The sequence below is a fragment of the Herbaspirillum sp. NPDC087042 genome (assembly GCF_044745245.1).
In the GTDB taxonomy this organism is placed as follows: domain Bacteria; phylum Pseudomonadota; class Gammaproteobacteria; order Burkholderiales; family Burkholderiaceae_D; genus Herbaspirillum.
This window is the reverse complement of the sequence record NZ_JBIUZW010000004.1, coordinates 208,375-234,265: the sequence shown is the minus strand read 5'-3', so window position 1 is coordinate 234,265 and position 25,891 is coordinate 208,375. Positions and strand designations below refer to the sequence as shown.

Sequence of the window (25,891 nt, the reverse complement as noted above, 5' to 3'; positions counted from 1 at the left end):
CGCAGGGTGAGGATGCAAAAAGAGCCATCCGGCGGAACTAAAGCCCTCTATTATAGCACAGATGGGGCCCTTTTCCTTGGGATCAAGCGGCGAAACGCCAGCGATCGGGCTTTAAGTCACGGCAATTTGCACTGCTTTACCGTTGTCCACACCCGCACCGACCACCCCGTTCGACTCTCCTGCACACCCTCCCTGTCACCGGTAGCTGCCTGGCCTGCGCAAACTGCCGGTCACACCCTTCTTTCGGCGCGCTCCCGGTCGGAACACGCCAGTCTCATCATGCCGCTGCCGTACCGGCAGCCTGGCGCTTGAGCCACTCCTTGCGCTGCATCAGCTCGCGATAGCGGTTGCGATCTTCCTCGGTACGCAGGTTCGAGGTCACCAACGCCTGCATCTCTTCATCCAGCGCACGGATGCGGACCTGGCGGATGGCACCGCCCATTTCGGCCCGCACCACATCAAATTCGGATTCGGTCTCGGCGGCGATTTCCGCGATCATCGAGTCGAACTCCGGGCCGCCCTCGCGCAAATGCTCGACCAGGGCGGCGAAATTGGCTTGCTCGCCCATCCCCTGGGCGACGCCGACCAGGTGGATCAACATCTCGGCCTGGTCAGGCGCGATACGGGAGATCGCTTCCAGCGCCCCCGCATCCAGGTCGGCCGAGAGCTGCGGATGCGCCACCAGCAGGCGCATGATCTGCCGCTCCAGCCCTACCGGTGCGGTACGCTTGGTGCGCGGCGGTGCGCTGCGCACGCGGGCGACCGGCTTCTCCAGTTCAAACAATGTTTCAAGCTCGGAAGGCGTTGACTGCGTCGCCTGGGCAATGCTGCGCACGATCTGCAGGCGCAGCGACGATGCCGGCAACGCCTGCAACATCGGCTTGGCCGCAAACTGGGCGTGGGCGCGGCCCTCGGGCGTGCGCAGGTCATTGTCGCCAATGATTTCGCGCAGCAGGAACTGCGACAGCGGCAAGGCTTCGCGGATCTGCTCCTCGAAGGCCGGCGCCCCCATCTCGCGCACGTAACTATCAGGATCATGCTCCTTGGGCAGGAACAGGAACTTGATGGTCTTGTTGTCCGAGGCGTGCGGCAGGCAGGCTTCCAGCGCGCGGCGCGCGGCACGGCGGCCGGCATTGTCGCCGTCGAAGCTGAAGATCACCTGATCGGTCTGGCGCAACAGTTTTTGCACATGCACCGGCGTACACGCCGTGCCCAGCGTCGCCACCGCCTGCGGGAAACCCAGCTGCGCCAGCGCCACCACATCCATGTAGCCTTCGGTCACCAGCGCGTAGCCCGCCTCGCGGATGGCCTGGCGCGCTTCGAAGAGACCGTAGAGCTCGCTACCCTTCTGAAATAACGGCGTTTCGGGCGAGTTCAAGTACTTGGGCTCGCCACCATCCATCACGCGGCCACCAAAGCCGATCACCTGGCCCTTGGTATTGCGGATGGGAAACATCACGCGTCCCCGGAAGCGGTCGTAGCGCTTGCGGTGGCCGCCACCCTCTTCGCTCTTGTCGATCACCAGACCCGATTCGACCAGGGCCTCGTTGTCGTACTCGGGGAAGACCTGGCGCAGGCTATCCCACTCGTCGGGCGAATAGCCCAGGCCGAAGCGCGCGGCGATCTCGCCGGTCAGGCCTCGCCCCTTGAGGTAGGCGATGGCCGGCTGCGCGGCGCGCAACTGGTGACGATAGAAATCATTGGCGCGCGACATCACATCCGACAGCGCCATGCTCTTGGCCTGCTTTTCCTGGCGCTGGGCCAGGGGGATGCTGTCTTCGCGCTCGGGCACCACCATGCCCACGTTCTGGGCCAGGTCCTTGACCGCCTCCACGAAGCCCATGCCGGAATACTCGATCAGGAAGCTGATCGCGGTACCGTGCGCACCGCAGCCGAAGCAGTGATAGAACTGCTTGGTCGGACTGACGGTGAAGCTGGGGGATTTCTCGTTGTGGAAGGGGCACAGGCCCATGAAATTGGCGCCGCCCTTCTTCAATTGCACGTAACGCCCCACCACGTCGACGATATCGACGCGGTTGAGCAGGTCCTGGATGAATGACTGAGGAATCACCTGGTCGGGACGGCTACGCGCACTCGGATGGAAACGCCGCTCAGCCCGCCAGTGCGGCCTTGACCAGCGCGGAGACGGCGGTCATGTCGGCACGACCGGCCAGCTTGGGCTTCAACACGCCCATGACCTTGCCCATGTCCTGGGGACCGGCGGCACCGGTTGCCGCCACGGCAGCCTGCACCTCAGCCTTGATCTCGTCGTCGGACAGGCTGGCCGGCATGTAGGCGGCCAGCACGACCAGTTCGGCCTTCTCGATGTCGGCCAGATCCTGGCGACCACCGGCTTCGAACTGGCTGATGGAATCCTTGCGCTGCTTGACCATCTTGTCGATGATGGCCAGCACGATGGTGTCGGTCAACTCGATGCGCTCATCGACTTCCTTCTGCTTCATCGCGGCGGTCAAGAGGCGGATGGTGCCCAGCTTGCCCATGTCCTTGGCGCGCATGGCGGCCTTCATGTCTTCCGTGATCTGCTCTTTCAAACCCATTAGGTACTCCGAAGATGAGGTGGATGAGTATTGTGCAATCTGGCGCCATCCCGCATCCAGTATTCCGGGCGGCAACTTGGCGGCCCGTCTTAGGATCGTAGAACATGGATGGGCTTATCGCCAGCCCGAAATGCTGCATTGCCTTCCTATTTGGGGTGCCAGGGAGGAAAAACCAGGCCGGCACCGGCTCCGGCAAGCATCAGACAACAATCGGGTGATAAATGCGAAAACCCGCTGCGGACCAACACCGGAGCGGGTTTACACATCGGCCGCACGAGCGCGCGGCGAGAAATTCTTAGTACAGCTTCTTCGGCAGTTGTTGGCTGCGGATGCGCTTGTAATGACGCTTCACGGCAGCAGCCAGCTTGCGCTTGCGCTCAGCGGTCGGCTTTTATTAGAATTATAGTTCGCTCATTTCGGTAATAAGACAGGTATTATCTATTGTTCTATTTAAGCGACGAATTTAAATTTAGAACTGCTGGTTCTCTTTAACGCGATTAGTGGTCATGTAAATTCAAACCAAAAAGGTTAGGTTGGATTAGCAAAGAAAGCGATTGTAGCAGCACTGGCATCCGATTGGAAGGCCAAACGTGGCATTTTTTCCACCCCTTCCGTAAAAAAGGGATAAGAATCAGTCACTTATCACAGTCAAGCTGATGCTATGCCTGAAGTCAAGGGTGACGCACAAGAAAAACCCGCTCACACCGCCGAACCGGCCGCCACGCCTGAGGCCCAGGCCCACTGGAAGTTGTAGCCGCCCAGCCAGCCGGTGACATCCATGGCCTCGCCGATGAAGTGCAGGCCCGGCACCTTGTTGACCATCATGCTCTGCTGCGACAGTTCGCGCGTATCCACCCCGCCCAGGGTCACCTCGGCCTTGCGATAGCCCTCCGAACCACTGGGAACGATGACCCAGCGGTTCAGCGAATCGCCCAGCTTCTTCAGGGACTTGTCGGGCATGTCGGCGATGCGCGCGCCGGCATCGAAGCCGTTGATCTTGAGCCAGCCTTCGGCCAGGCGATTGGGCAGCCACTGCGCCAGGATATTGCCCAGGTTCTTCTTGATCGTGCCCTTACCCTCGATCAGGGTCTTGGTCACGTCCAGCTGGGGCAGCAGATTCAGGGTCAGGGGCGCGCCCGGCTTCCAGAAGCTGGAAATCTGCAGGATGGCCGGCCCCGAAAGGCCACGATGGGTAAACAGGAGGTCTTCCAGGAAATAGCCGCGCTCCTTCTTCACGCCGGTCTCCACTTCCACCTCCAGGGCGATGCCAGCCAGTTCCACCAGCGATTGCCAGCCCTTGCCATCGAAGGTCAGCGGCACCAGGCCGGGACGTGGCTCAATGAGCTTGAGGTCGAACTGCCGGGCGATGCGATAGGCGAAATCGGTCGCGCCGATCTTGGGGATGGATAGCCCACCGGTGGCAATCACCAGGCTGGATGCCCGGATCTCGCCGGCACTGGTGGCAATGCGGAACAGTTCACCGCTCTTGCCCACCTCCTGCACCGAGCAGGGCATGCGCCAGCTGACATTGCCCAGGTCGCACTCGGCCTTGAGCATGGCGATGATGTCTTCGGCCGAGTCGTCGCAGAACAGCTGGCCCTTGTGCTTCTCGTGGAAGCCGATGCGATAACGCTTGACCAGTCCGATGAAGTCCTGCGGCGTATAGCGCGACAGCGCGCTGCGGCAGAAATGCGGATTCTGCGACAGGTAGTTCTGTGGGCCGGCACCGACATTGGTGAAGTTGCAGCGGCCACCGCCGGAGATGCGGATCTTCTCGGCCAGCTTGCCGGCGTGATCGATCAGCACCACGCGACGGCCGCGCTGGCCGGCGACCGCGGCACACATCATGCCGGCCGCGCCGGCGCCGATCACGGCGACATCAAAGTGGTTGGGGGAATGACTCATGCAGGCTCCGGCACGCACCTCGGTGCAGCCCGAGTTCGCTTAAAAAGCATGATTGTCGGCGATCCTGGCCCTTCAAGACAAGTCGGAGTCCACAAAAGACAAGGGACCGGCATCTCGCGACACCGGCCCCCGGCCCTCTTGCCACCCATCCTCCCTTGCGCTCTGCAATCGCCCGGGAGGATGGAAACACCTCAACACCAGCAAATAATTAAATGATTTATACCTTTACCGTTACTGGAAATACGGCGGCGGCTCCACCCCCATCCACAATTCGGACGACAGGCGCATCATGTCGTTGAGCGAGCCGCGCTGGGCAAACATCTGGCGCAGCCAGCCGGCATCGGACAGACGGTCATGCGCGATACGACGCAGGCGCTGGATGGTCTGGCGCTCGGCATCGTTCTGCACATACGGCTCCAGCAGCTGCAGTTGCTGCAGCAGATGCTCATAGATAGGCAGCTTGCGCGATTGCGCCGGCGTCGCGCCATGCAGCGCCAGCATGCCATTGAGGCCGAAGCGGCTGGCCTCGAAGCGGTTGAACTGGTACAGCAGGTAGAAATCATCGCTCATCACGAAGGGTCGCTCGGTCAGTATCCAGCGCGCCAGCAACTGTGCATACGCACCCAGGTGCGCAGCGTGCTCGATGGTCAGCGGCGTATCGCAGACGCGGATTTCCACCGTGCCATATTCCGGCTTGGGACGGATATCCCAGTAGAAGTCCTTCATGCTGCCGATGATGCCCATCTGCAGCAGCTCATCGTAGTAGGTCTCGAACTCCGCCCACCGGGTGTGGACCGGCGCCGTACCCGACAGCGGGAAGGCGCGCACCACGTTGCTGCGCGAGGAGTCGAACTTGGTATCGGCGCCCTGGTAGAAGGGCGACGCCGCCGACAGGGCGATGAAATGCGGCACGTAGCGCGAGAAGGCGTGCGTGAGATAGAGCGCATCGTCGCCATTGGCCACGCCGATATGGATGTGCTGCCCGAAGACCGTAAAGGTCTTGGCCAGGTAGCCGTATTTCTCGTGCAGGTAGTGGAAGCGCTCGCTGGGCGTGATGCGCTGCTCGTTCCAGTGCTGGAAGGGATGCGCGCCGCCGCCGGAGACGTCGATATTGAGATAGTGCGCGCCATTGTTGAGCGCACTGCGCAAGCCCTTCAGCTCTTCGATCAGCTCGTCGACGCGGGTATGGATGCCCGAGTTGAGCTCGATCATTCCCTGCGTCATTTCCAGCTTGATCTGCTTTTGCAGGTCGCGCGGTTCGATCCAGTTCAGCAGGTCGACGGCATCGCTGGCCAGGTTGTAGTTGCGGCGATTGACCAGTTGCAGCTCCAGCTCTATGCCCATGGTGTAGGGCGTCGAGGAGCCGAACGGCAGGATGCCGGCGCTGCCTTGCGGACCGGCCACATGGGACGGGTGCGCAGCGGCGTCGGAGGTTTCGTTGGCATTGCGGATCAGTGTGTCGGTATTCATTCGCGTCCACTCTCTCCAGATTTGATCAGCGCAAACTGCGTGGCCACCGGCCCCAGGAATTCCAGGACCACCATGCTGCCCGCCAGCAGCGGCAGCACATTGGCCGTCGTGTGCGGATACAGCGAGGACACGGTCTGCATCAGGCCCACGCCGACTTCGGTCATGGGCAGGGTACCCAGTGTCAGCAAGCCGGCCTGGCGCCAGTTCATGCGCGCAAAGCGGGCAAACAGGAAGATGCCCAGTCCCATCGCCAGGAAACGCGCGGCGATCAGGATCACTACCGAGAAGCCCAGCAGCCCCAGGTCCGACAGGCGCATCGACGCGCCCACGGTGACGAAGAGCATCACCACGAACAGTTCATTGGCCACGCCGAACTCCAGCTCCATGAGATCGAACTGGCGATCCAGGTTCTTGGAGAGGATGGCGAAGATCAGCATCGACAGCATCACCGGCAGGTGCAGCGCATGCGCCACGCCGATGGCCAGTGCGATCACCGAGATCACCAGCACGAACTGCGAACTGCTCTCGCGGCCCAGCAGGCGTGCCAGCGGCATCATCAGCCAGTAAGTGAGATAGGCCAGAATGGCCGAGCCCACCAGCGAATACAGGGTGTGCTGGATCAGTGTCCAGACGGGCGTGCCGGCCTCGTGCGCAATCACCGGCAGCAGCGCATAGGCCGCCAGCACCGCGACGAAATTGTTGAGCGCCGTCATCGCCGCCAGACGCCGTGTGACCTGGCCTTCGGCCTTGAGATCGCGCAGCACCACCAGCACCACGGCAGGCGCGGTGGCAATGGCCATCACACCGCCCAGCAAGGCCATCACCGAGTCGGTACCGAACCAGCTCAGCGCCACGCTGACGAAGCCGAAGCACAGCACGGCCGATACCGCCACCGTGATGGTGAGCCACTTCTCGCGGCGCAGCCAGCCGATATCGACGTAGCGACCCAGCTGGTAGACCACCAGCGCCACCGCGATGTCAGCGAAGATATTGGTGACTTTGAGGACCTCGCCGGAGAGCAGGTTGAACCCGCCCGCGCCGAGCAGGAAACCTACCAGCAGATAACCCGTGATGCGTGGCACCCATGGGGACTTGGAAACGATGTAGCCCGCGATCAGCCCGAAGAGCAGCAGACCGCCGAATACCAGCAAGGCATTCCATTGCAGCGTCTGTGCGAGGGTGAAAGACGGAAGAGCCCACTCCATATCTCCTCCTGTAACGATTAGTTTCGTGGAACCGCGCGAACCTTTGCGCGGATCGCGAGAGCGGCGGCAGGTCGTCCGGCGATGCGTACGCAAGCCTGCCTGGAGATGTCGTCACCACCATGCCGGCAAGTTGAGAATTGCCGGTCATCCGGTGAGCTGATGATGCCACTCGTCGCGATGATCTTTTTTATAGTACAACGGAATAACTGAATTACCTGATCTGATATTTTTTGAATTTAGGGAACCTATCCGCAGCGCATGGAGTAGTTGATGGGAATCTCATGGGAAGTTGAGACAGTCTCAATGTTCCAGCAGCGCGCCATCAGCGGTAATCAGCGCAGACCTGATTCGCTTGTCAGAAAAGACCGACACGAGCGCGCCGCGATAACGGGCCAGCTGCGCCGCATAATCGCTGCGTTCGCTCTCCAGCAGGCGCCGCTTGTAGTCAAGCACCCAGACTTCGTCCTCGAACATGACCACGCGGTCCAGTCGCATCACACCGCCACCGGCGACGATCTCCATCTCGTTGCGCGCCCAGCGGTGCAGGGCCGGATTGAAGAAGCGTTCCAGCTGCGGCTGTGCCAGCACCACGCGCGCCTGCGCATGCACCACCTGCGCCATCTCGGCCGATACGCCCAGCCAGCGCACCAGCGCGGAGGCGGCGGGCAATTGCAGCGGCCACGCATTCCCATGGGTCATGCGTTCGAGCAGTGCGTGCAGGGCCACGCCCTCGTCAATGGCATCGCTGCCAGCCAGCTGGCCATCCTCGGTGACGGCGCGTGGCGTGGCATCCTCCTGGTCGCCCCCGTCCATGCCGAACAGGGAGGGCGGCATGGGCCGCGGATCGAACAGGGGCAAGGCGAAATGTTCCTCGATGGCCGCGGCCTCGGCGCCATCGATATTCTCCTGGGCGATCTCGCGCACCGGCGCATCGCTGGCAAACAGGCGCTGGTACCAGCTGCCCTCTACCACCCCGCCCTCGCCCGCGCCGCGCGTGCCGGCCACACCGGACACCAGCAGCAATTGCTTGGCACGGGTGACGGCCACGTAGAGCAGGTTCCAGTCTTCCTGCTTGCGCAGCTCGTCTTCCTCCACGAAGAGTTTTTCGCGCGCCATGCCGCGCTCGCTGCGGCGACCGAATGCCGACAGGTGGGTGGGCGCATCCTGGTCCTGCGGCCATTCGCAGAGGATGCCCAGATTGTCTTCCACCGACTCGCTGTGATTGGTATCGAGGATGGCCACTACGGGCGCCTCCAGCCCCTTGGCGCTGTGCACGGTGAGGATGCGCACGGCCTCGGCGCTGGCATCCACGCTGGCCTCGTCGGGTGCATCGCCGCCGGCACTGCGTTGCAGTACGCGCAGTGCATCGATGAACTTGGGCAGGCTGGGATAGCGGCCGGCATCCATGTTCAGCGACAGTTCGACGAAGGCGGCGATATTGCCCAGCATCTGGCTGCGCGTGAGCGGCGAGGCATCCTGCGCATAGCGGGCCACCAAATCACCCTGGTGCAGGATCATGTCCAGCAGGTCATGCACCGGCAGGTGCGGTGCCGCGCCCAGCCAGCGCTGCAGCAGATGCACGGCACGCACCAGCGCGGCCGAGGCCACGCCTTCGTCCTGCATGGCCAGCATGCGCGACCACCAGTGACCACCATCGTCCTGCGCGGCGCGACGTGCGATCTGCACCAGGTCGTCATCGGCCGCACCGATGATGGGGCTCTTGAGCACGTGGGCCAGGGCGCGCGTGTCATTGGGGGTGATCAGGAAGGTTAGCAGCGCGATCAGGTCGGCGATCTCCAGTGATTCGAGCAAGCCACCACGCTTGTCCGAGATGAAGGGGATGCCAGCCGCGCGCAAGGCATTCTCATAGGCGGCCAGGTGGGTACGCTTGCGCACCAGCAGCATGATATCGCTCCAGCGCATGGCGCGCGTGCCCCGGCCATCGGCCACCGGCACCTCGCGATACGCCTTCAGCAACGCTTGCGCCAGTGCCTGGCCTTCCAGCAGGCGGCGCGCATCTTCCTCTTCACCACGCGGCGTGGTCAGCGGATTGCGCCAGGCAATGACGTCTTCCTCGCCAGGCTCCGCGGCCTCTTCGACGGCCTCTTCGGCATTGACGTTTTCTACACCATCGTCTTGCTTGACCAGCGGCAGTCGCCACACTTCGCCGCCATCCAGCCCCAGCGTGGTCTGGCGTGCGAACAGCGGATTGCCGCCGATGACGAAGGCGTCATTGAGCACCTGGACCACGGCACTGGCATTGCGGCGCGTCTGGTTGGCGCGCAGGATGGCAGCACCCTGGGCGCGCAACAGGTCGCGCGCGGCCACGAACACGCGTGGCTCGGCACGACGGAAACGATAGATCGACTGCTTGGGATCGCCCACCACGAACACGCTGGGCTGGGCCGCATCGCCGCCATAGGCGCGCAGCCAGGAGCGCACGATGCTCCATTGCAGCGGATTGGTATCCTGGAACTCGTCCAGCAGGATGTGCTTGTAACGCGCATCCAGGCGGGTCTGCAGGTAGGCGGCACTGGCCTCGTCGTTGAGCAGCCGGTAGGCTTGCCATTCGAGATCGGCGAAGTCGAGCACGCGCTGCTCGGACTTGACCTCCTGATAGCAGTCCAGATAGGCGCGACCGGCGGTGAAGACGGCGCTGTTGAGCTGCATCACCAGCTTTTCCTTGCTGCGTCCCTGCAATTGGCGCAGGGCATCGCCGATGGCATTGAATTCTTCCTCGAAGGCCTCCAGTGCAGCCTCGTCGGCCACGCCGAAATGCTGCACCAGGGCCGCCACGAAGGTCTTGACCTTGCCATTCTTGCGCGGCTTGTCCTTGTCGTCGACGAACTGGCTGTAGAGACTATCGAAATGCTCCAGCGACGCCTCGGCGCTCAATGCGCTCTCGATGGCGACCGCCCGCGTCTTGTTGGCCGCGCCACCCTGCCCCAGCAGGATGGCCAGCTGGCCGGCGCGGGCGCACAGTGCCCGCTCTTCCCACAAGGAGAGCCGCGCATCGCGACGTGCATCGTCGCCGCACATCTGTTCCAGCCACAGCAGTGGCGTGGGGGTATCGGATTGGCCGTCCTCATCGCCTGCGGCGGCATCATGCTGGGTCGCGGCCCACCATTCGGCGCGCTTGTCGATGAAGGCATCGAGCAACTGGCGCGCATTGAAGTCGCCCGCCAGCTCATACAGCGCCAGCAATGCCGCCTTGATGCGCGCGCCCTCGGGCTGGGCCAGCTTCTGCATGAAGCGGCGATAGGCTTCGTCCAGCAGTTCGCCATTCTTTTCGGTCAGCGTATAGCCGTGCGGCACCCCCGAGGCCAGGGGCGCGATCTGCAGCAGGCGCGCAAACCAGCTGTGGAAGGTATCGATGGACAGGCTCTGCTCGGAGGACAGGATGCGCTCGTACAGGCCACGCGCCAGCGGCAGCAGGCGCGCCATGTCACCCTGGGCCACGCCACGCTCGCGCAGCAGCGCGGCAGCGCCATCCTCGTCGGCCAGTGCCAGTTCATGCAGCAGTTCCATCAGGCGCTCGCGCATTTCCTGCGCGGCCTTGCGGGTGAAGGTGATGGCCAGCAGTTCGGGGGCTTGCGCGCCGGCCAGCAGCAGGCGCAACATGCGCGCCACCAGCAGCCAGGTCTTGCCGCTGCCGGCGCAGGCTTCCACCACGACCGAGCGATGTGGATTGCACGCTTCCTGCGTAAATACGGCGGCCTCGACGACCCTGCCATCGACCTCGTAAGCGGCCGCTTGCTTCGCGCCCGATTCCTCGTGCGCGCTCACAGCCAGGCTCCCTTGCGGCACAGGCCGCGCATGTCGCAATACTGGCATATCGACTCGATGCCGTTGGCGGGCAAGGGGGCGCCCTCTCCCACCTGCTGCATGGTGGTGCTGATCTGCTGCTTGAGCATCTGCTGTTTCCGTTCAAAATCGGGCGCGGCGGCATCGCCGGTCTTCTTGTCGGCGCCCAGTTCCAGCGCCACGTAGTGCGCGTGCTCCATCTTGCCGCCGGCCAGCAATCCGTAGAAAGCCAGCTGGTGGTCGTCTTCGTCCCTGACCTTCTGCTTCAGGCTGGCGGCGCTGCGGGTCTTGTAATCCAGCAGCGCGCGTTCGCCGTTGTCGTTCTGGTCCACGCGGTCCAGGCGGCCGTGCAGTTCGATGCCTCCCCCTGTCCACGCCAGCCGCTGCGACTGGGCCTGCTCGCCAAAGGCGAAATGCCAGCCTTCGGCTTCGCGTTCATTGGCCCACAGGAGGTAGGCCGGCATCACCTTCTGCCAGCGCGCATGGAAGGCCAGTGCGGCGGGATGCTGCTGCATCTCGCGCTGGAACACTTCCTCGGAGATGCCCGCCAGCAGCGCCGTGCGTGCCGCCAGTGGCGTGACGTGGTCGCGCAGGTGTTCGTGATAGCGGTTCAGGATCTCGTGCAGCCAGCTGCCGTAGTCACGCTTCTCGGGCATGTCCGAGAGTTCGTCCATCACGGCCACGCGCAACATGCGCGCCGCGAAGAATTGATAGGGGCAAGCCAGGAAGGTGCCGAAGCCGCTGGCCGAGAGTTTTTCCGGCAGCAGCGCCGGTGCACTCGGCGCGGGCATCTGCGAGGATTGCGCGGTGAGCTTGCGCGGAGGCGGCGGCAGGTTAACGCTCTGCAGTGGCGGCTGCCCATGCTGGGCCAGCTTCAGTTCCAGCCGCTGCAGCCAGGGGCTGACCGGATTGGGTTCGCCATCCTGCAGGGTCTGCCAGCACAGCACGACTTCCTCGTTCACGCATAGCAATTCGGTCAAATCACGCAATTGCTGGCGCTGGCGCGTAGCGCGCGTGGCCAGGTTCAGCTCGCGCCGCACGGCATTGGAAAAGAACAGCGTCTCCTGCGGCGGCGAAGGCAGGTGGGCAGCATCGGCGCCGATCACCAGCACCGCATCGAAGCAACGCAGGCGCGCGCCGTTGAGCGGCAGCATCACCACGCGGCGGTCGCTGATGGGCGGCATGTAAGAGGTCGCATCCAGGCGCAGGTTCAGTAGCGCACGCCACTCGGCGAAGGAGAAACTGTCCTGCAATCCGCCCTGCTCGGCGGCGATCTCGTCGAGCATCAAGAGGCATTGCTCGCCGGCGCCGTCTTCGCGCAGCGCGGCTTCCATGCCCAGTGCCTGGCACAGCGCGCGCTGGGTGTCACACCATTGCGCCAGCGTCTTGCGACCACCGAAGCGCGCGGCCTGCTTGGCCAGCGTGATGATCCATTGCAGGTCCTGCGGATCGCTTGCCTCGGCGAACGCCGCTTGCAGGGCTTGCCAGTCACCGGCGATGTTGGCGCGGCGCAGGCGGGCCTCGATGCGCATGACGCGATCAGCCTTGCCCTCCTCGGCGGGGAAGACGAAGGGTGACTTCAACAGGTCCAGCAGGGCATTGGTCTCGCCGCGTGCCGAGACCAGGTCGTTCCAGGCCGCCAGCGCGGCGGCGGCGCGGGTGGTGGAGAGCTTCCAGCCGGTCTCGTCGGCCACCGCCACCTCGGCACGCTCCAGCAGGGCGCGCAGGCGACGGGCGGTGACACGGTCCTGCGCGACGATGGCGATCTCGTTCTTGCCCTGGGCCAGCCAGCGCAACACGATCTGTGCGCTTTGCACGGCGGCGTTTTCCAGGTCGGTGGCCGGGCACAGGATAGGCATCGCCGGCCGTGAGGGTGGGGCATGCTCCGCTGCGTCACCGTCCGGCGCGGCGCCATCATCCTCGCGCACCAGCTCGCTCCAGGCCGACAGATAGAGTGGGTGCAGGGGCGCGATGGCTTGCCGGTTCCAGTCCAGCGTGACGATGCGCACCGGCTGGTGGCAGGCGTAGGCGTCCAGGAAGGCGGCATCCAGCGGTTCCGGTTCGGTCGGGCTGACCCACACCAGCGGCAGGCTGGCGCGTTCGGCCAGGGCCAGCATGGCATCGAAGCGCTGGACGATGCGGTCGCCGGCATCGAGCTGGCTCTTCCAGACCTGCCAGACCAGCGCGGCTTCGTCGGAGAGCATGCCATGCGCCGATGGCGCCAGCGGCTCCAGCAACTGTGCCAGGGCCTGCGTCCAGCGACCGGCGGCGGCGTCCGCGCCCGCTACATCCTTTGCACCGGCGCGGATCTCCGGCAGCAGCGCCAGCGTCAGCTCGTCCGACAAGGCCAGGAGCGTATGCGCCAGCGGCAACAGGTCGGCATTGCGCCGGGCGGAAAACATCTTCTTCAGCCAGGCATGCTCGCGCAGCTGCGCATACAGCTGCATGAGGCGCTCGCTCTCGGAAGGCGGCGCCTGCTCGCCCGGCGGCTGCATGGCCAGCAAGCCCGACAGGGTATTGATGCGCGGCGCGATATAGGGCCGCCGCAGCTCGCGCGCCAGTGCCGCCTTGAAATTCTGCGCGTGGGAAAAGGCCGGCACCATCAGTTGCACGCCCGAGAAATCCAGCGAACTGCCGCCCTGCTCCTGCAAGGCCTGGCCCAATGGCTGGCCGGGACGCAGCAGCAGACGCACGGCCTGTTGCCAGAAATCGGGAGAAGGCGGGATCGGTACGGTCGCTAGCAGCATGCGGTCTGGGGGGCTCAGGCGCGGCCGGGACAGGTCCTGGCCGCGCGCAACGTGTCAGAAAGGGTCGGCGGCGAGAGCACGGCCATTGTATTTTTCTCTCGGCCTGACAGTTTTTTTCAATCACCGGCAAGGGCGACTGCAGCGCATTGTATGCCAGGCCAGCAGGCCGGCGAATGCAATTTTCCCGCAGCGCCGGCGGCAAAGCCGCTACCGGCCTCGTCCGCACGCCCATCGGGGCGGTGAGGATGGCAGACAACAACCTCCTGACGGCCGTCTACACTTTCGCCCAAAATGGGTTATGATTGCCTCTGTATCCCGCCGCTTACCTCTGCCGCGCTTCAAATACAACTTGAATCGGCGCGCAACGACTCCACGTACACCAAGCAACTCCGGAAGCGTTGATGGCTCACGCCAGGCTCAATGGTATGTGTCCACCGGCGCTATTTGACTACTTACTACATTGCCTCCATCCGAGGATCTGCCATGAGCGAAAACATCAAACATATTACCGACGCCTCCTTCGAAGCCGACGTGCTGAAGTCCGACAAGCCCGTGCTGGTCGATTTCTGGGCGGAATGGTGCGGCCCCTGCAAGGCGATCGCCCCCATCCTGGAAGAAGTCGCCAAGGAATACGACGGCAAGCTGCAAATCGCCAAGCTGGACGTGGACTCCAACCAGGCCGTCCCGGCCAAGTTCGGCATCCGCGGCATCCCGACCCTGATCCTGTTCAAGAACGGCGCAGCCGCTGCCCAGAAGGTGGGCGCACTGGCCAAGGGCCAGCTGACCTCGTTCATCGACAGCAACATCTAAATCAAGCATCCGATGGCGGCGCGCTCGCGCTGCCATCTGCCCGGCGCCCGCAGCGCCGGGCTTGTTCCCAGAACCACACCACGCAACTCCCTCCCCCACCTTAATTTTTCCCGTCCCGGGACACTCATATGCACTTATCAGAACTAAAAGCGATGCACGTCTCTGCCTTGCTGGAAATGGCAATCAGCCTGGACATCGAGAACGCTGCGCGCCTGCGCAAACAGGAACTCATGTTTGCCATCCTGAAGAAGCGCGCGAAATCAGGAGAACAGATCTTTGGCGATGGCGCCCTCGAAGTGCTGCCTGACGGCTTCGGCTTCCTGCGCTCGCCCGACGCCAGCTACATGGCGTCCACCGACGACATCTATATCTCGCCGTCGCAGATCCGCCGCTTCAACCTGCATACCGGTGACTCCATCGAAGGTGAAGTGCGCACGCCCAAGGATGGCGAGCGCTATTTCGCCCTGGTCAAGGTCGACAAGGTCAACGGCGAACCGCCGGAAGCCTCCAAGCACCGCATCCTGTTCGAAAACCTGACGCCCCTGCACCCCAACAAGCTCATGCAGCTGGAGCGTGACATGCGCGGCGAAGAGAACATCACCGGCCGCATCATCGACCTGATCGCACCCGTGGGTCGCGGCCAGCGCGGCCTGCTGGTGGCCTCGCCCAAGTCGGGTAAGTCGGTGATGCTGCAACACATCGCCCACGCCATCACCACCAATCATCCGGACACCGTGATGATCGTGCTGCTGATCGACGAACGTCCTGAAGAAGTGACCGAAATGCAACGCTCGGTGCGCGGCGAAGTGGTGGCCTCCACCTTCGACGAACCGGCTACCCGTCACGTCCAGGTCGCCGAAATGGTGCTGGAAAAGGCCAAGCGCCTGGTCGAAATGAAGAAGGATGTGGTCATCCTGCTGGACTCGATCACCCGTCTGGCCCGTGCCTACAACACCGTCATCCCGGCCTCCGGCAAGGTGCTCACCGGTGGTGTGGACGCCAACGCCCTGCAACGTCCCAAGCGCTTCTTCGGCGCGGCGCGTAACGTGGAAGAAGGCGGCTCGCTGACCATCATCGCCACCGCCCTGATCGAAACCGGCTCGCGCATGGATGACGTGATCTTTGAAGAATTCAAGGGCACCGGCAACATGGAAGTGCACCTGGAGCGTCGCCTGGCCGAGAAGCGCGTCTACCCGGCCATCAACCTCTCCAAGTCCGGCACCCGCCGTGAAGAACTGCTGATCAAGCCCGACCAGCTGCAGAAGATCTGGGTGCTGCGCAAGCTGATGTACGACATGGATGAAATCGAGGCGATGGAATTCATCCTCGACAAGATGAAGTCCACCAAGAACAACGCCGAGTTCTTCGACATGATGCGTCGCGGCAACTAAGCGCATCACTGCCATACCCGCTGAAACGGCATGCCTGCTCGCAGACATGCCGTTTTTCATTGTCTCGCGAGCAATACAATCCTCGCCAATGATCCCGAAAAACCACGCCGGGACCGCCCAGGGCAGCGTACACCTTGACCCAAGCCCCTGATTTGATTGTATAATTTCGGACTTTTCCAAACCGGCAAGTGATCATCAATCGGGTCAAGAAGCAGGGCGACCGACGAAGTGGCGATTGGCTACCAAACTACTCTTGAGGCAATCATGAAAGAAGGCATCCACCCGGATTACCGCGAAGTCCTGTTCCACGACATGTCGAACGACTTCAAGTTCATCACCCGCTCCACCATCGGCACTCGCGAAACCGCTGAGTTCGAAGGCAAGCAATACCCCCTGGTGAAGATCGAAGTTTCCTCCGAATCGCACCCGTTCTACACCGGCAAGCACAAGATCGTCGACACCGCTGGCCGCGTCGAGAAGTTCCGTCAGAAGTTCGGTTCCGTCGGTTCGAAGACTGCTGTCTCGAAGGCGTAATCAGTACTTCCCTCAGAAAAAGGCAGCTCCGGCTGCCTTTTTTTGTTTGCCTTTTTGTTCTGCCTCGACAATACCGGGCGACTGGCTTGTCGTAGATCATCTGGCTGTAGCAGTCAGAAACAACTATTTACGACGAATTCCTGCACAATAAGGCCTGCAAAAAAATAAACCGCCGACGCCAGCGTCTACCTCGCTGCCAGCCATGTCGGCCAGCTCGACGACCACAACCCCTCAGCACAGAACAAGAGCAACAAGATCTTGATGAAGCCAGTCCGTCTTCCCGCCGCAGCGACCAACGCGCTCCCGCGCATGGCCCTGCTTGCGCTCGCCCTCCTCTATATCCTGCCGGGTCTGATCGGCCGCGACCCGTGGAAGAACGAGGACGCCACCAGCTTCGGCATCATGTGGACCATGGCCCATGGCACGCTGTCGGACTGGCTCACGCCCAATGTGGCGGGCCTGCCGCTGCCGGCGGAAAGTCCGCTGGCCTACTGGTTCGGGGCCATCTGCATCAAGCTCTTCGGCTGGCTGCTCGGCGATCCCCTGGCCGCACGCGTATCCACCGTCGGCTGCTTCCTGGTCGGCTCGCTCTCGATCTGGTACACCACCTACCTGCTGGGCCGCCGCACCGAAGCCCAGCCCCTGAAGCTGGCCTTCGGCGGCCAGCCCGAACCCAAGGATTTCGGCCGTACGCTGGCCGATGGCGCCTTCCTGATCTATCTCGGCTTCCTCGGCCTGCTGCTGCATAGCCACGAGACCAGCCCCAAGACCCTGCAGATCGCCCTGGTGGCCTATGCCATGTATGGCGCCGCGCGCGTGTTCGACAAGCATCGCGCACGCCATGCGCTATGGCTGGGCCTGGCGCTGGGCATGCTGGTGCTGACCTATGGCTGGGTATTGCCGGCGGCCGTGCTGGTGAGCCTGCTGGTACTGGCGGCGGTGCGCAAGGATGGCCGCGCGGCCCTGCTGGTACTGGTCGTGGCGCTGCCGCTGGCGGCGCTGCTGTGCGCGGCCTGGGTGATGGCGCTGCACACCCTGATCCCGCAAGAGGCCGCCGGCCAGTTCGATCTCTGGATGAGCTGGAACATTTACCAGCTGAACCGCCCCACGCTGGCCACGCTGGCTTTCCTGGGCAAGTATGGCGTCTGGTTCGCCTGGCCGGCCTGGCCCTTCGCCGGCTGGGCGCTGTATGCCTGGCGTCGCCAGTTGCGTTCGCTGCACATCGCCTTGCCGCTGGCCTTCCTGGTGCCGGTAACGCTGCTGGTGCTGATCAATGTCCACACCGAAGAAGGCATGCTGCTGCCGATGTTGCCGGCGCTGGCCATCCTGGCCGCCTTCGGCCTGCCCACCATGAAGCGTGGCGCCATCAATGCCGTGGACTGGTTCTCGGTGATGACGCTGACCACCTCGGCGGCCTTCATCTGGATCGGCTGGATCGCCAAGGAAACCGGCTGGCCCAGCCAGATCGCGCGCAACGCCTACAAGCTGGCACCGGGATTCAAGCCCGGCTTTGCCTGGATCTCGCTGGCCATCGCCATTGCCGCCACTGCCGCCTGGATCGTGGTGGTGCACTGGCGCATCTCGCGCCGTCCCTCGGTATTGTGGCGCGCGGTGGTACTGTCCTCGGGCGGCGTGATCCTGTGCTGGGTACTGCTGATGACCCTGTGGCTGCCCTGGGTCAACTATGGCAAGAGCTACGCGGGCGTGGCCGAGCAGATCGAATCGAAACTGAGCTCGGTCAAGCAATGCGTGCAAAGCAATGTCGGCCCGGCGCAACGCGCCTCCTTCGCCTACTTCGGCGATGTGCGCTTTGCCGACGAACGCGACCAGACCTGCGATTACCTGCTGCTGCAGGATGACATCAGCAACCAGGATGCCTCGATCATGCTGCGCCAGTACCCCGGCGCCTGGCGCATGGTCTGGGAGGGCCGCCGGCCATCCGACCGTGACGAGCGCTTCCGGCTCTATCGCCGCGCCGGTGGCTGAGCCCTGCTCGCCCGCCTGCCGCACCTGATCGCGTGACCACCGAACTGCCCGCCCTCTCCTCCCGCCACCATGTCGGCCGCATCGCTCGGCTGGCCTGGCCGCTGCTGGTCGGCCAGCTGGCGCTGATCGCCAATGGCGTGATCGATACCGTGATGGTGTCGCGCTTCTCGGCGCTGGACCTGGCGGCGCTGGCCCTGGGGGTATCGATCTATGTGAGCGTGTTCGTCGGCCTCTCCGGCGTGCTGCAGGCCTTGCAACCCACCATCGGCCAGCTCTTCGGTGCCGGCCGGCTGGGCGAGATCGGGCGCGAGGTCAAGCAGGGCCTGTGGCTGGCGCTGCTGCTCTCCATCGTAGGCGGCCTGGTGCTGCTGTTCTCCCCGCTCTTCCTGTCCTTTGCCAAGGCGCCGCCGGAGCTGGTCGAGAAAGCCACGCTCTACCTGCGCATCGAAGCGCTGGCCCTGCCGGCGACGCTGTTCTTCCGCGTCTATTCGGCACTCAATACGGCCATGGCGCGGCCCAAGATGGTGATGGCCATCCAGGTCAGCGGCCTGCTGCTGAAGCTGCCCCTGAATGCCCTGCTGATCTTCGGCGGCCTGGGCCTGCCGGCCTTTGGCGGCCCCGGCTGCGCCATCGCCACCACGGTGATCGCCTGGCTCATGATGATGGTGGCCTGGCTGCTGGTGGCGCGACTGCCGGCCTACCGCCCGCTGAAGCTGTTTGGCAGCGGCTTCGTGGCGCCGTCCTGGAAGATCCTGCGCACCCTCTTGTGGCTGGGCATTCCCATCGGCCTGTCCTATTTCATCGAAGTGACCGCCTTCACCCTCATGGCGGTCTTCATCTCGCGCCTGGGCGCGGTGCCGGTGGCAGGACACCAGATCACCGCCAATGTCGGTACGGTGCTCTACATGCTGCCGCTGTCCATCGCCAGTGCCACCAGCACACTGGTGGCACAAGCCATCGGTGGCGGCAACATGCAGGTGGCCAGGAAGATCGGCAACGCCGGCATCCGCCTGTCGATGTCGCTGTCGGTGTTGATCGGGATCATCGTCTGGTTCACCCGCGACCACATCATCCGCGCCTATACGCCCGACCCGCTCATCGTCGGCGCGGCGCTGCCGCTGTTCCTCTACATCGCGTTCTACCAGCTCTTCGATTCGCTGCAGGTGACCACCGCTTTCGTACTGCGCGCCTACAAGGTGGCCGTGGTGCCGACCGTGATCTATGCCGTCACGCTATGGGGCGTGGGCCTGGGTGGCGGTTATCTGCTGGGGCTGGATCCACTGGGATGGACGCCGGCGGCATTGCGCGGACCTTCCGGCTTCTGGCTGGCCAATAGTGCCAGCCTGGGGCTGGTGGGCATGGGCCTGCTGGCCTATCTGCGCCTGATCCAGCGTCGCGCCATCCACGCCGCTACGGCCTGACCGCACTGCCCGCAAAGAGATCGTCATTGCTGGCCGCCAGTAGCCCCGGCACGGTCGGCGCCTCGGCCGGACGCCCCAGCAGGAAGCCCTGCACCTGGTCGCAATGCAGCAACTGCAGTTCGCGCAGCTGCCCTTCCGTCTCCACGCCTTCGGCCACCACTTCCATCTGCAAGGCATGCGCCAGGGCAATGATAGCCGCCACGATGGCGCGGCCGGAATGGTCCTCCAGGTCCAGGCGCGAGGTAAAGAAACGATCGATCTTGACCTGCCGGCAGTGGAACTGCGCCAGATAGGCCAGGCTGGAATAGCCGGTGCCGAAGTCGTCGATGGCAATGTCGAAACCCAGCGCCTGCAGTTCGCCAATGACGCGCGTGCTGCGCTCCACATCCTTCATCGCCGCCGTTTCCGTGATCTCGAACATCAGCCGCTGCGGCGCGATGCCGGTCTTGCCGACCACGCTGATGATCCGGTCCAGCAGGTCACTGCGCATCTGCAGCGGTGACAGGTTCAGCGCCACCTTGACCGGCTTGACCCCGGCCGCATCCCAGTGCGCGATCTGCGTGCAGACCGCATTGAGCACCCAGTCGCCGATCGGCAGGATCTGGCCGGAACGCTCGGCGATGGGGATGAATTCTGTCGGCGCCATCTCGCCCAGCGCGGGATGGGTCCAGCGCAACAGGGCTTCCAGTCCGGTCAGTTCCTTGCTGGCGCCACGGTACTTGGGCTGGAAGTGCAGGCGGAACTGCTGTTGCTCGATGGCCTCCTGCAGGGCATGGCGTATCTGCAGGTGGCGCATGGCGCTGGCATGCATGGCCGGCTCGAAGAAGCGATAGGTATTGCGTCCGCTCTGCTTGGCCTCGTACATGGCGGCATCGGCGTTCTTCATCAGCGCGTCGACCGTATCACCGCTGTTGGGATAGACCGCGATGCCGATGCTGGAGGTCACCCGCAAGGTAGCCTCCTCGATCTGGAAATCCTGGCGCAGCGCGGCCAGGATGTTTTCCGAGAGATGCTCCACCACTTCCGGCGAAGCCAGGTTGCTGACCACCACCACGAACTCGTCGCCGCCGATACGCGCCACCATGTCTTCCCCGCGGATGCAGTCACGGATGCGCTGCGCCACCGCCACCAGCAAGCCATCGCCGACCGCGTGGCCGAGCGTGTCATTGATGCCCTTGAATCCGTCCAGGTCCATGAACAGCACCGCAAACGGCTTGCCATTGCGACGCGCCACCTGCACCGCATGATGGATGCGATCCGACAGCAGGGCGCGGTTGGGCAGGCCCGTGAGCACGTCGTGGGTCGCGAAATGCAGCAGCTTGTCATTGGTGCGGCCCACGATCTTCTTGAGCACATCGTTGCGTTGCGCGCCGCTGATGACCAGGGCCAGCGCCATGCCCAGGAAGGCCAGGAACACGATGCCATTGACCATGTGCTCGCGCGAGAGGCTGTGCACGCCCATGCTCATCGCCTGCGCATCGATGGTCAGTGCGCGCAGGCCGGCCGCGGCGCTGGCCACCAGGGCCACACCGACCAGCGATGCCGCCAGCACGCGACGCGCCTGCTGCGAGTTGAGCGAGCCACTCATGGGCTTGCGCCCGTTGCTGGCCGAGAACAGCGCCACCATGAAGATCGCCACCAGCTCGGTCACCCCCAGGGCCAGCGCCAGCAGGAAGGTCTGGTACTTCAGCCCCGGTGTCAGCAGCATGGACTGGAGCAGGATGTGGAAGGCGGCGTTGACGGCCGCGCCGATGCACAGCCCGGCGATGAGCAGGCGTGCCGGATGCGGTCGCCGCAATCCGGTCAGGTGCATCAGGTAGAAGGCACTACCCAGGCATAGCAGCAGCGCCAGCACCGATAGCCGCACCTCGAAACCCACCGCAATGGGCAGGCGCAGCGCGGCCACCGTCAGCTGCAACGCGCCCCAGATCCCCAGGCCAAGAACCAGGGCGCCCAGGGAGAGCCACAAGCGGCGATGCGGAGCCTCCTGCATCACGATGCGCTCGGCGATCTCCAGCGCGGCATAGGCCGACAGGCTGATGACCAGCAAGGCAAACGCCAGCAGCAGGAAATGAAAGGAACCTGACATGCTTAGAACCCGGACTCGATTGCGCCCTCTCCACACGGGCCATCGCTGGCAGCCCGCAGGAAATGACGCCTGCACGGTATCGCGGCCATTCCGCTCCTGTTGCGCTGTCGTCATCGTCGATGGCAGCACTGCAGGGCGTCAGTCGATCCACCGCTGCAGTGCAACGGGTCGCCGCGTTCCATCCGGTACCGGGGAGAGCAAAGAATGCGGCGCACCATGGTACGCCGCCCCGTCATGCGCCTGCCGATTCCGGAGATATCAAAAAGTTACGTAACTAAAAGACTGAAGGGCCGAAAGACCAGAAGACCAAATGCTTAAATGGCTAAATGGTTAAATGGTTATTAGCCCAAAAGGGAAAACAAGAATGCTGCTGACTTCGTTGGTTATTCGTCTTGGTTCACACAGCTTGTCTCTGCCTCGGGACCCTGACAGGAAATGACATCCCGCGAACATGTCGGATTGTCTAACAAATTGACATCCCCAGCAGATGGGAAAAATATCGGTTTTGCATTTCCATCTGCGCCGACTCCCCCTGCGGCATCCCCCTATTCTAGCCGCTTCGGGATGAAAAAACCGCTCTGCGATGCAGCTGTAGCGATGATTCGGCCTGTCTCGCGAGGGACACAAAAATTAAAAAAAAATTAATAAATCACTGCCGGCGCGTAGCGACTAGACTGACAATGTAGCAAGAAGATCAACCTTCTACCTGCGTCCGACATGCACTGGGTGACTCACGGTGATGCACCGTTTTGGTCCACGGCCCGTTACGTACTTGAAGTGGCCTGATGACCTGACATCCATCCTCACCAAGAGCCAGCTTGATCGGCCCGCACAGTTGATCCACCATCGCATCGGAGACTTGCGCATGGCCACCTCACTGCTCACCGCAATCGCGTACCAGCCTTGCCTGGCGCGGTTTTCCGGCCGACTCCCACGGCGACGACGATCATCCGTTTCAGCCTAGTGATTATAAATCACGTTTGCGGCGTAACTCATCTCAAACGCAAACGTACCCCGAAAAGCTCTACGTCAAAGTACCTTCGAAACATGGAAACCGCCAATCAAAAATTCGCCAAGCGCCTGCGCGCCGCGATGGAAAAAGCAGGATACGAACCCAAGCCCGCCGTCCTGGAACGGGAATTCAATCTCAGATACTGGGGCAAGCCGATGACCCTGCACGGCGTGCGTCGCTGGCTGCTGGGCGAATCGATGCCCAAGCAGGACAAGCTGGAGACGCTGGCCGAATGGCTGATCGTCACGCCCCAGCATCTGCGCTTCGGCGAAGAGATCGGCAAGCGCATCGACAAGCGCCGCGCCCGCTGGGAAGAGGCGATCGGCTACCGCGAGCGCGAGGCCTTCGAAGCCTTCATCAACCTGCCTGCGCCGCAGCGCAAGATCGTCAAGGAAGTGATCTTCGCGTTTTCACAGGTGGTCGCCAGCGCGCCGGAGAAATCGGCGGCGTCGGCAAAAACGGGAACCCGGCGCCGCACCCGAAACTGACCGCAAGGTCTCCCGGCGCGTCTTCCCCGTCCCTCCGATTGGTGATCCCTCCCCCTCCGGGATCCTGACTTCTTCTCCCCGCCTCGTGGCCGCATAGCCGGCGTTTTTTTCCTTTTTTTACCGCCTTCCCGCAGCACGCGATCCTGTCAGCCTGTCAGCTTCCCGCCGTACAAGAGGGACTGTCGCAATTCGTCCACGCCCGCAACAATTTCACGCACGCTGCGCAATGCGGCCAGCGACATCGACGCAATGGTCGACCTGCTCGACGATGGATTCGGGTACCGGACGCCGGCCGTCCAGCACCTCCGCGATCCAGGCTGCGGTGGTGGCGGCATCGCGCCCTTCCGGCAGGTCCGGCAAGTCCTCGGCCACGCTCTGCTTTTCCACCAGCACGGTTTTCTGACCAAAGCTGAACCAGTCGATGCGCTGGGCGCGGCGCGCATTGGCCACCGTCTCACCCTCGGTCCCGCGCATCAGGAAGATATCGCCGCGGGCATGCGGTGCCGCATGGGCAAAGTAATCGCTGAGCATGGCCAGGTACTCGGGGTGGGTGTAGGACGTCAGACGCAGCGCGGGCTGCGCAAACGGTTGCGCGATCTTCACCAGCGTATGGGTGGAGTTGCGCACCCCCAGGCGCGCGCGCATGCCCAGCAGGCGCGCGAGCTTGGGCGAGAGTACCTCGATGGGGATGAAGGCCGGCTGGCCCGACGCCATCAGGGCCTCGGCCTCGGTGCCGCTGGCGGCATGGGCGATGCCCAGCGCACTGAAGATCTCGGCGCTGGTCACGCGTTGCGCATCGTGCGTCACGCCATGCATGAGCACCGGCACGCCGCGGCGCACCAGCAGCATGCACAGCAGCGGCGCCAGGTTGGCCATCTTGCGCGCACCGTTGTAGCTGGGCAGGACCACCGGTGCGTAAGGGCCGGGCGGCGCCTGCAGGGGCGTGAAGGAGGCTTCGGCGGCCTCCAGGAAGCCGCCGATTTCCTGTACCGATTCGCCCTTGATGCGCATGGCCAGCAGGATGGCACCCAGTTCTAGGTCGCTGACGCGACCATCGAGCATGGCCTCGTACATGCGTTGCGCATCCTCGCGCGAGAGGCTGCGCGCGCCGTCCTTGCCGCGCCCGATCTCCTTGATGAAGGGGGCGGCGACAAACGATGGCGTAGCGACGTGGGCAGGCTCGACGGCCTCGGCCGGAGCGGAATGGGGGACTTGGTTTGACATGGCCGAAGGGTACACCAAAACCCCGCAGACCCACAGCCCGGGCGCGTGGGGGCGGGCTTTCCATTACAATAGCGCCTTTCCCGCGTGCCGCGTGCCATCCGGCCACGGCGGCTGTTTCATTAAAGTCCATCCATGTTAGTTCTCGGCGTCGAATCCTCCTGTGACGAAACCGGTCTCGCTCTGTACGACACCGAGCGCGGCCTGCTGGCCCATGCCCTGCATTCGCAGATCGCGATGCACCAGGAATATGGCGGCGTGGTGCCCGAGCTGGCCTCGCGCGACCACATCCGTCGTGCCATCCCCCTGCTCAAGCAGACGCTGGCCGACGCCGGCACCGCGCCCCACGAAATCGACGCCATCGCCTATACCCAGGGACCCGGCCTGGCCGGTGCCCTGCTGGTGGGTGCATCGGTGGCCTGTGGACTGGGACTGGCGCTGGACAAGCCGGTGCTGGGCATCCATCACCTCGAAGGTCACCTGCTCTCGCCGCTGTTGGCCAGCAAGCCGCCGCGCTTCCCCTTCATCGCCTTGCTGGTCTCGGGTGGCCATACGCAGTTGATGCGCGTGGATGGCGTGGGCCGCTACGAATTGCTGGGCGAGACCCTGGATGACGCCGCCGGCGAAGCCTTCGACAAGTCGGCCAAGCTGCTCGGCCTGGGCTACCCGGGTGGACCGGCGATCTCGCGCCTGGCCGAGTTCGGCGATCCGAACGCCTACCAGCTGCCGCGCCCCATGCTGCACTCCAAGAATCTGGATTTCAGCTTCTCGGGACTCAAGACTGCCGTGCTCACCGTGGTCAAGCAACACAGCAAGCTCGACAGCAACCTGTGCGAACAGGACAAGGCCAACATCGCACGCGGCTTCGTGGACGCCATCGTCGACGTGCTGGTGGCCAAGTGCATGACCGCCCTGAAGCAGACCAACCTCAAGCGCCTGGTCATTGCCGGTGGCGTGGGTGCCAACCGCCAGCTGCGCGAGGCCCTGAATGCCGCCGCCGCCAAGCGCCGCTACGAAGTCTTCTATCCCGAACTGCAGTTCTGCACCGACAATGGCGCCATGATCGCCTTCGCCGGTGCCATGCGCCTGCGCGAGGAACCGGGCGCGGCACGCCGCGAATACGGCTTCGGCGTGCGTCCGCGCTGGCCGCTGGATGAATTGCGACCGCCGCAGGCCGCCACCTCCGCGGCATAAATCATTTATACGATATTGATGGACAAGAAAATGGCCGCTTGATGCGGCCATTTTGC

At 63.6% G+C, this 25,891-nt stretch carries 16 protein-coding genes; 7 read left to right on the top strand and 9 right to left on the bottom strand.

Features of this window, described 5'->3' with window-relative positions:
- Positions 1–277: 277 nt before the first annotated feature.
- From dnaG to ACIPHN_RS08175, 7 genes are all read right to left on the bottom strand, one after another.
- Positions 278–2,071 (bottom strand): DNA primase, encoded by a 1,794-nt coding sequence (dnaG, locus tag ACIPHN_RS08205; RefSeq protein WP_400435067.1) that lies wholly within the window; start codon positions 2,069–2,071, stop codon positions 278–280.
- A 40-nt stretch (positions 2,072–2,111) separates the two neighbouring features.
- On the bottom strand, positions 2,112–2,558 hold the full coding sequence (locus ACIPHN_RS08200) for a GatB/YqeY domain-containing protein (protein WP_400435065.1): 447 nt from the start codon (positions 2,556–2,558) through the stop codon (positions 2,112–2,114).
- Positions 2,559–3,257: 699 nt separating this feature from the next.
- Complete coding sequence (locus ACIPHN_RS08195; protein ID WP_400435063.1) at positions 3,258–4,463, bottom strand: NAD(P)/FAD-dependent oxidoreductase; 1,206 nt, start codon at positions 4,461–4,463, stop codon at positions 3,258–3,260.
- Positions 4,464–4,694: 231 nt separating this feature from the next.
- On the bottom strand, positions 4,695–5,933 hold the full coding sequence (locus ACIPHN_RS08190) for a YbdK family carboxylate-amine ligase (RefSeq protein WP_400435061.1): 1,239 nt from the start codon (positions 5,931–5,933) through the stop codon (positions 4,695–4,697).
- On the bottom strand, positions 5,930–7,138 hold the full coding sequence (locus ACIPHN_RS08185) for a cation:proton antiporter (protein ID WP_400435059.1): 1,209 nt from the start codon (positions 7,136–7,138) through the stop codon (positions 5,930–5,932). The genes ACIPHN_RS08190 and ACIPHN_RS08185 overlap by 4 nt, the downstream gene beginning before the upstream one ends.
- 300 nt (positions 7,139–7,438) lie before the next feature.
- Positions 7,439–10,972, bottom strand: a complete 3,534-nt coding sequence (locus ACIPHN_RS08180) for a UvrD-helicase domain-containing protein (RefSeq protein WP_400435057.1) — start codon at positions 10,970–10,972, stop codon at positions 7,439–7,441.
- Complete coding sequence (locus ACIPHN_RS08175) at positions 10,921–13,689, bottom strand: PD-(D/E)XK nuclease family protein (protein ID WP_400435055.1); 2,769 nt, start codon at positions 13,687–13,689, stop codon at positions 10,921–10,923. Before ACIPHN_RS08175 ends, ACIPHN_RS08180 begins: the two co-directional genes overlap by 52 nt.
- A 483-nt stretch (positions 13,690–14,172) precedes the next feature.
- Here ACIPHN_RS08175 and trxA point away from each other — a divergent pair, with 483 nt between their 5' ends.
- The 5 genes from trxA (at position 14,173) to ACIPHN_RS08150 (ending at position 19,831) form a co-directional block, all read left to right on the top strand.
- Positions 14,173–14,499, top strand: coding sequence for a thioredoxin TrxA (gene trxA / locus ACIPHN_RS08170; protein WP_198983021.1), 327 nt, complete (start codon positions 14,173–14,175; stop codon positions 14,497–14,499).
- 128 nt (positions 14,500–14,627) lie between these two features.
- Positions 14,628–15,890, top strand: coding sequence for a transcription termination factor Rho (gene rho / locus ACIPHN_RS08165; protein ID WP_400435053.1), 1,263 nt, complete (start codon positions 14,628–14,630; stop codon positions 15,888–15,890).
- A gap of 264 nt (positions 15,891–16,154) precedes the next feature.
- A complete protein-coding gene (locus ACIPHN_RS08160; RefSeq protein ID WP_008325780.1) occupies positions 16,155–16,424 on the top strand; it encodes a type B 50S ribosomal protein L31 in 270 nt (89 codons plus the stop codon).
- Positions 16,425–16,685: 261 nt separating this feature from the next.
- Positions 16,686–18,410, top strand: a complete 1,725-nt coding sequence (locus tag ACIPHN_RS08155; RefSeq protein ID WP_400435050.1) for an ArnT family glycosyltransferase — start codon at positions 16,686–16,688, stop codon at positions 18,408–18,410.
- 32 nt (positions 18,411–18,442) lie between these two features.
- Positions 18,443–19,831, top strand: coding sequence for an MATE family efflux transporter (locus ACIPHN_RS08150; RefSeq protein WP_400435048.1), 1,389 nt, complete (start codon positions 18,443–18,445; stop codon positions 19,829–19,831).
- Here the strand turns inward: ACIPHN_RS08150 and ACIPHN_RS08145 are convergent.
- Positions 19,821–21,920, bottom strand: coding sequence for a putative bifunctional diguanylate cyclase/phosphodiesterase (locus ACIPHN_RS08145; RefSeq protein ID WP_400435046.1), 2,100 nt, complete (start codon positions 21,918–21,920; stop codon positions 19,821–19,823). The two genes, ACIPHN_RS08150 and ACIPHN_RS08145, sit on opposite strands and share 11 nt — an antisense overlap.
- A 1,047-nt stretch (positions 21,921–22,967) precedes the next feature.
- Between ACIPHN_RS08145 and ACIPHN_RS08140 the strand changes: the two genes are divergently transcribed.
- The gene (locus ACIPHN_RS08140; protein ID WP_400435044.1) at positions 22,968–23,420 is read left to right on the top strand and encodes an XRE family transcriptional regulator; all 453 of its coding nucleotides are present in this window, start codon (positions 22,968–22,970) and stop codon (positions 23,418–23,420) included.
- 210 nt (positions 23,421–23,630) lie between these two features.
- Here ACIPHN_RS08140 and ybiB read toward each other — a convergent pair whose 3' ends face one another.
- Positions 23,631–24,644, bottom strand: a complete 1,014-nt coding sequence (ybiB, locus tag ACIPHN_RS08135; protein WP_400435042.1) for a DNA-binding protein YbiB — start codon at positions 24,642–24,644, stop codon at positions 23,631–23,633.
- 132 nt (positions 24,645–24,776) lie between these two features.
- Here ybiB and tsaD point away from each other — a divergent pair, with 132 nt between their 5' ends.
- The gene (gene tsaD / locus ACIPHN_RS08130) at positions 24,777–25,835 is read left to right on the top strand and encodes a tRNA (adenosine(37)-N6)-threonylcarbamoyltransferase complex transferase subunit TsaD (RefSeq protein WP_400435040.1); all 1,059 of its coding nucleotides are present in this window, start codon (positions 24,777–24,779) and stop codon (positions 25,833–25,835) included.
- The last annotated feature ends 56 nt before the right edge of the window (positions 25,836–25,891 follow it).

What these genes read in the sequence shown, in the direction of transcription:
- ACIPHN_RS08200 (WP_400435065.1), bottom strand. Translation starts at nt 2,558, where the DNA reads ATGGGTTTGAAAGAGCAGATCACGGAAGACATGAAGGCCGCCATGCGC.
- ACIPHN_RS08195 (WP_400435063.1), bottom strand. Translation starts at nt 4,463, where the DNA reads ATGAGTCATTCCCCCAACCACTTTGATGTCGCCGTGATCGGCGCCGGC.
- ACIPHN_RS08190 (WP_400435061.1), bottom strand. Translation starts at nt 5,933, where the DNA reads ATGAATACCGACACACTGATCCGCAATGCCAACGAAACCTCCGACGCC.
- ACIPHN_RS08185 (WP_400435059.1), bottom strand. Translation starts at nt 7,138, where the DNA reads ATGGAGTGGGCTCTTCCGTCTTTCACCCTCGCACAGACGCTGCAATGG.
- ACIPHN_RS08180 (WP_400435057.1), bottom strand. Translation starts at nt 10,972, where the DNA reads ATGCCAGTATTGCGACATGCGCGGCCTGTGCCGCAAGGGAGCCTGGCT.
- ACIPHN_RS08175 (WP_400435055.1), bottom strand. Translation starts at nt 13,689, where the DNA reads ATGCTGCTAGCGACCGTACCGATCCCGCCTTCTCCCGATTTCTGGCAA.
- trxA (WP_198983021.1), top strand. Translation starts at nt 14,173, where the DNA reads ATGAGCGAAAACATCAAACATATTACCGACGCCTCCTTCGAAGCCGAC.
- rho (WP_400435053.1), top strand. Translation starts at nt 14,628, where the DNA reads ATGCACTTATCAGAACTAAAAGCGATGCACGTCTCTGCCTTGCTGGAA.
- ACIPHN_RS08160 (WP_008325780.1), top strand. Translation starts at nt 16,155, where the DNA reads ATGAAAGAAGGCATCCACCCGGATTACCGCGAAGTCCTGTTCCACGAC.
- ACIPHN_RS08155 (WP_400435050.1), top strand. Translation starts at nt 16,686, where the DNA reads ATGAAGCCAGTCCGTCTTCCCGCCGCAGCGACCAACGCGCTCCCGCGC.
- ACIPHN_RS08145 (WP_400435046.1), bottom strand. Translation starts at nt 21,920, where the DNA reads ATGTCAGGTTCCTTTCATTTCCTGCTGCTGGCGTTTGCCTTGCTGGTC.
- ACIPHN_RS08140 (WP_400435044.1), top strand. Translation starts at nt 22,968, where the DNA reads ATGGAAACCGCCAATCAAAAATTCGCCAAGCGCCTGCGCGCCGCGATG.
- ybiB (WP_400435042.1), bottom strand. Translation starts at nt 24,644, where the DNA reads ATGTCAAACCAAGTCCCCCATTCCGCTCCGGCCGAGGCCGTCGAGCCT.
- tsaD (WP_400435040.1), top strand. Translation starts at nt 24,777, where the DNA reads ATGTTAGTTCTCGGCGTCGAATCCTCCTGTGACGAAACCGGTCTCGCT.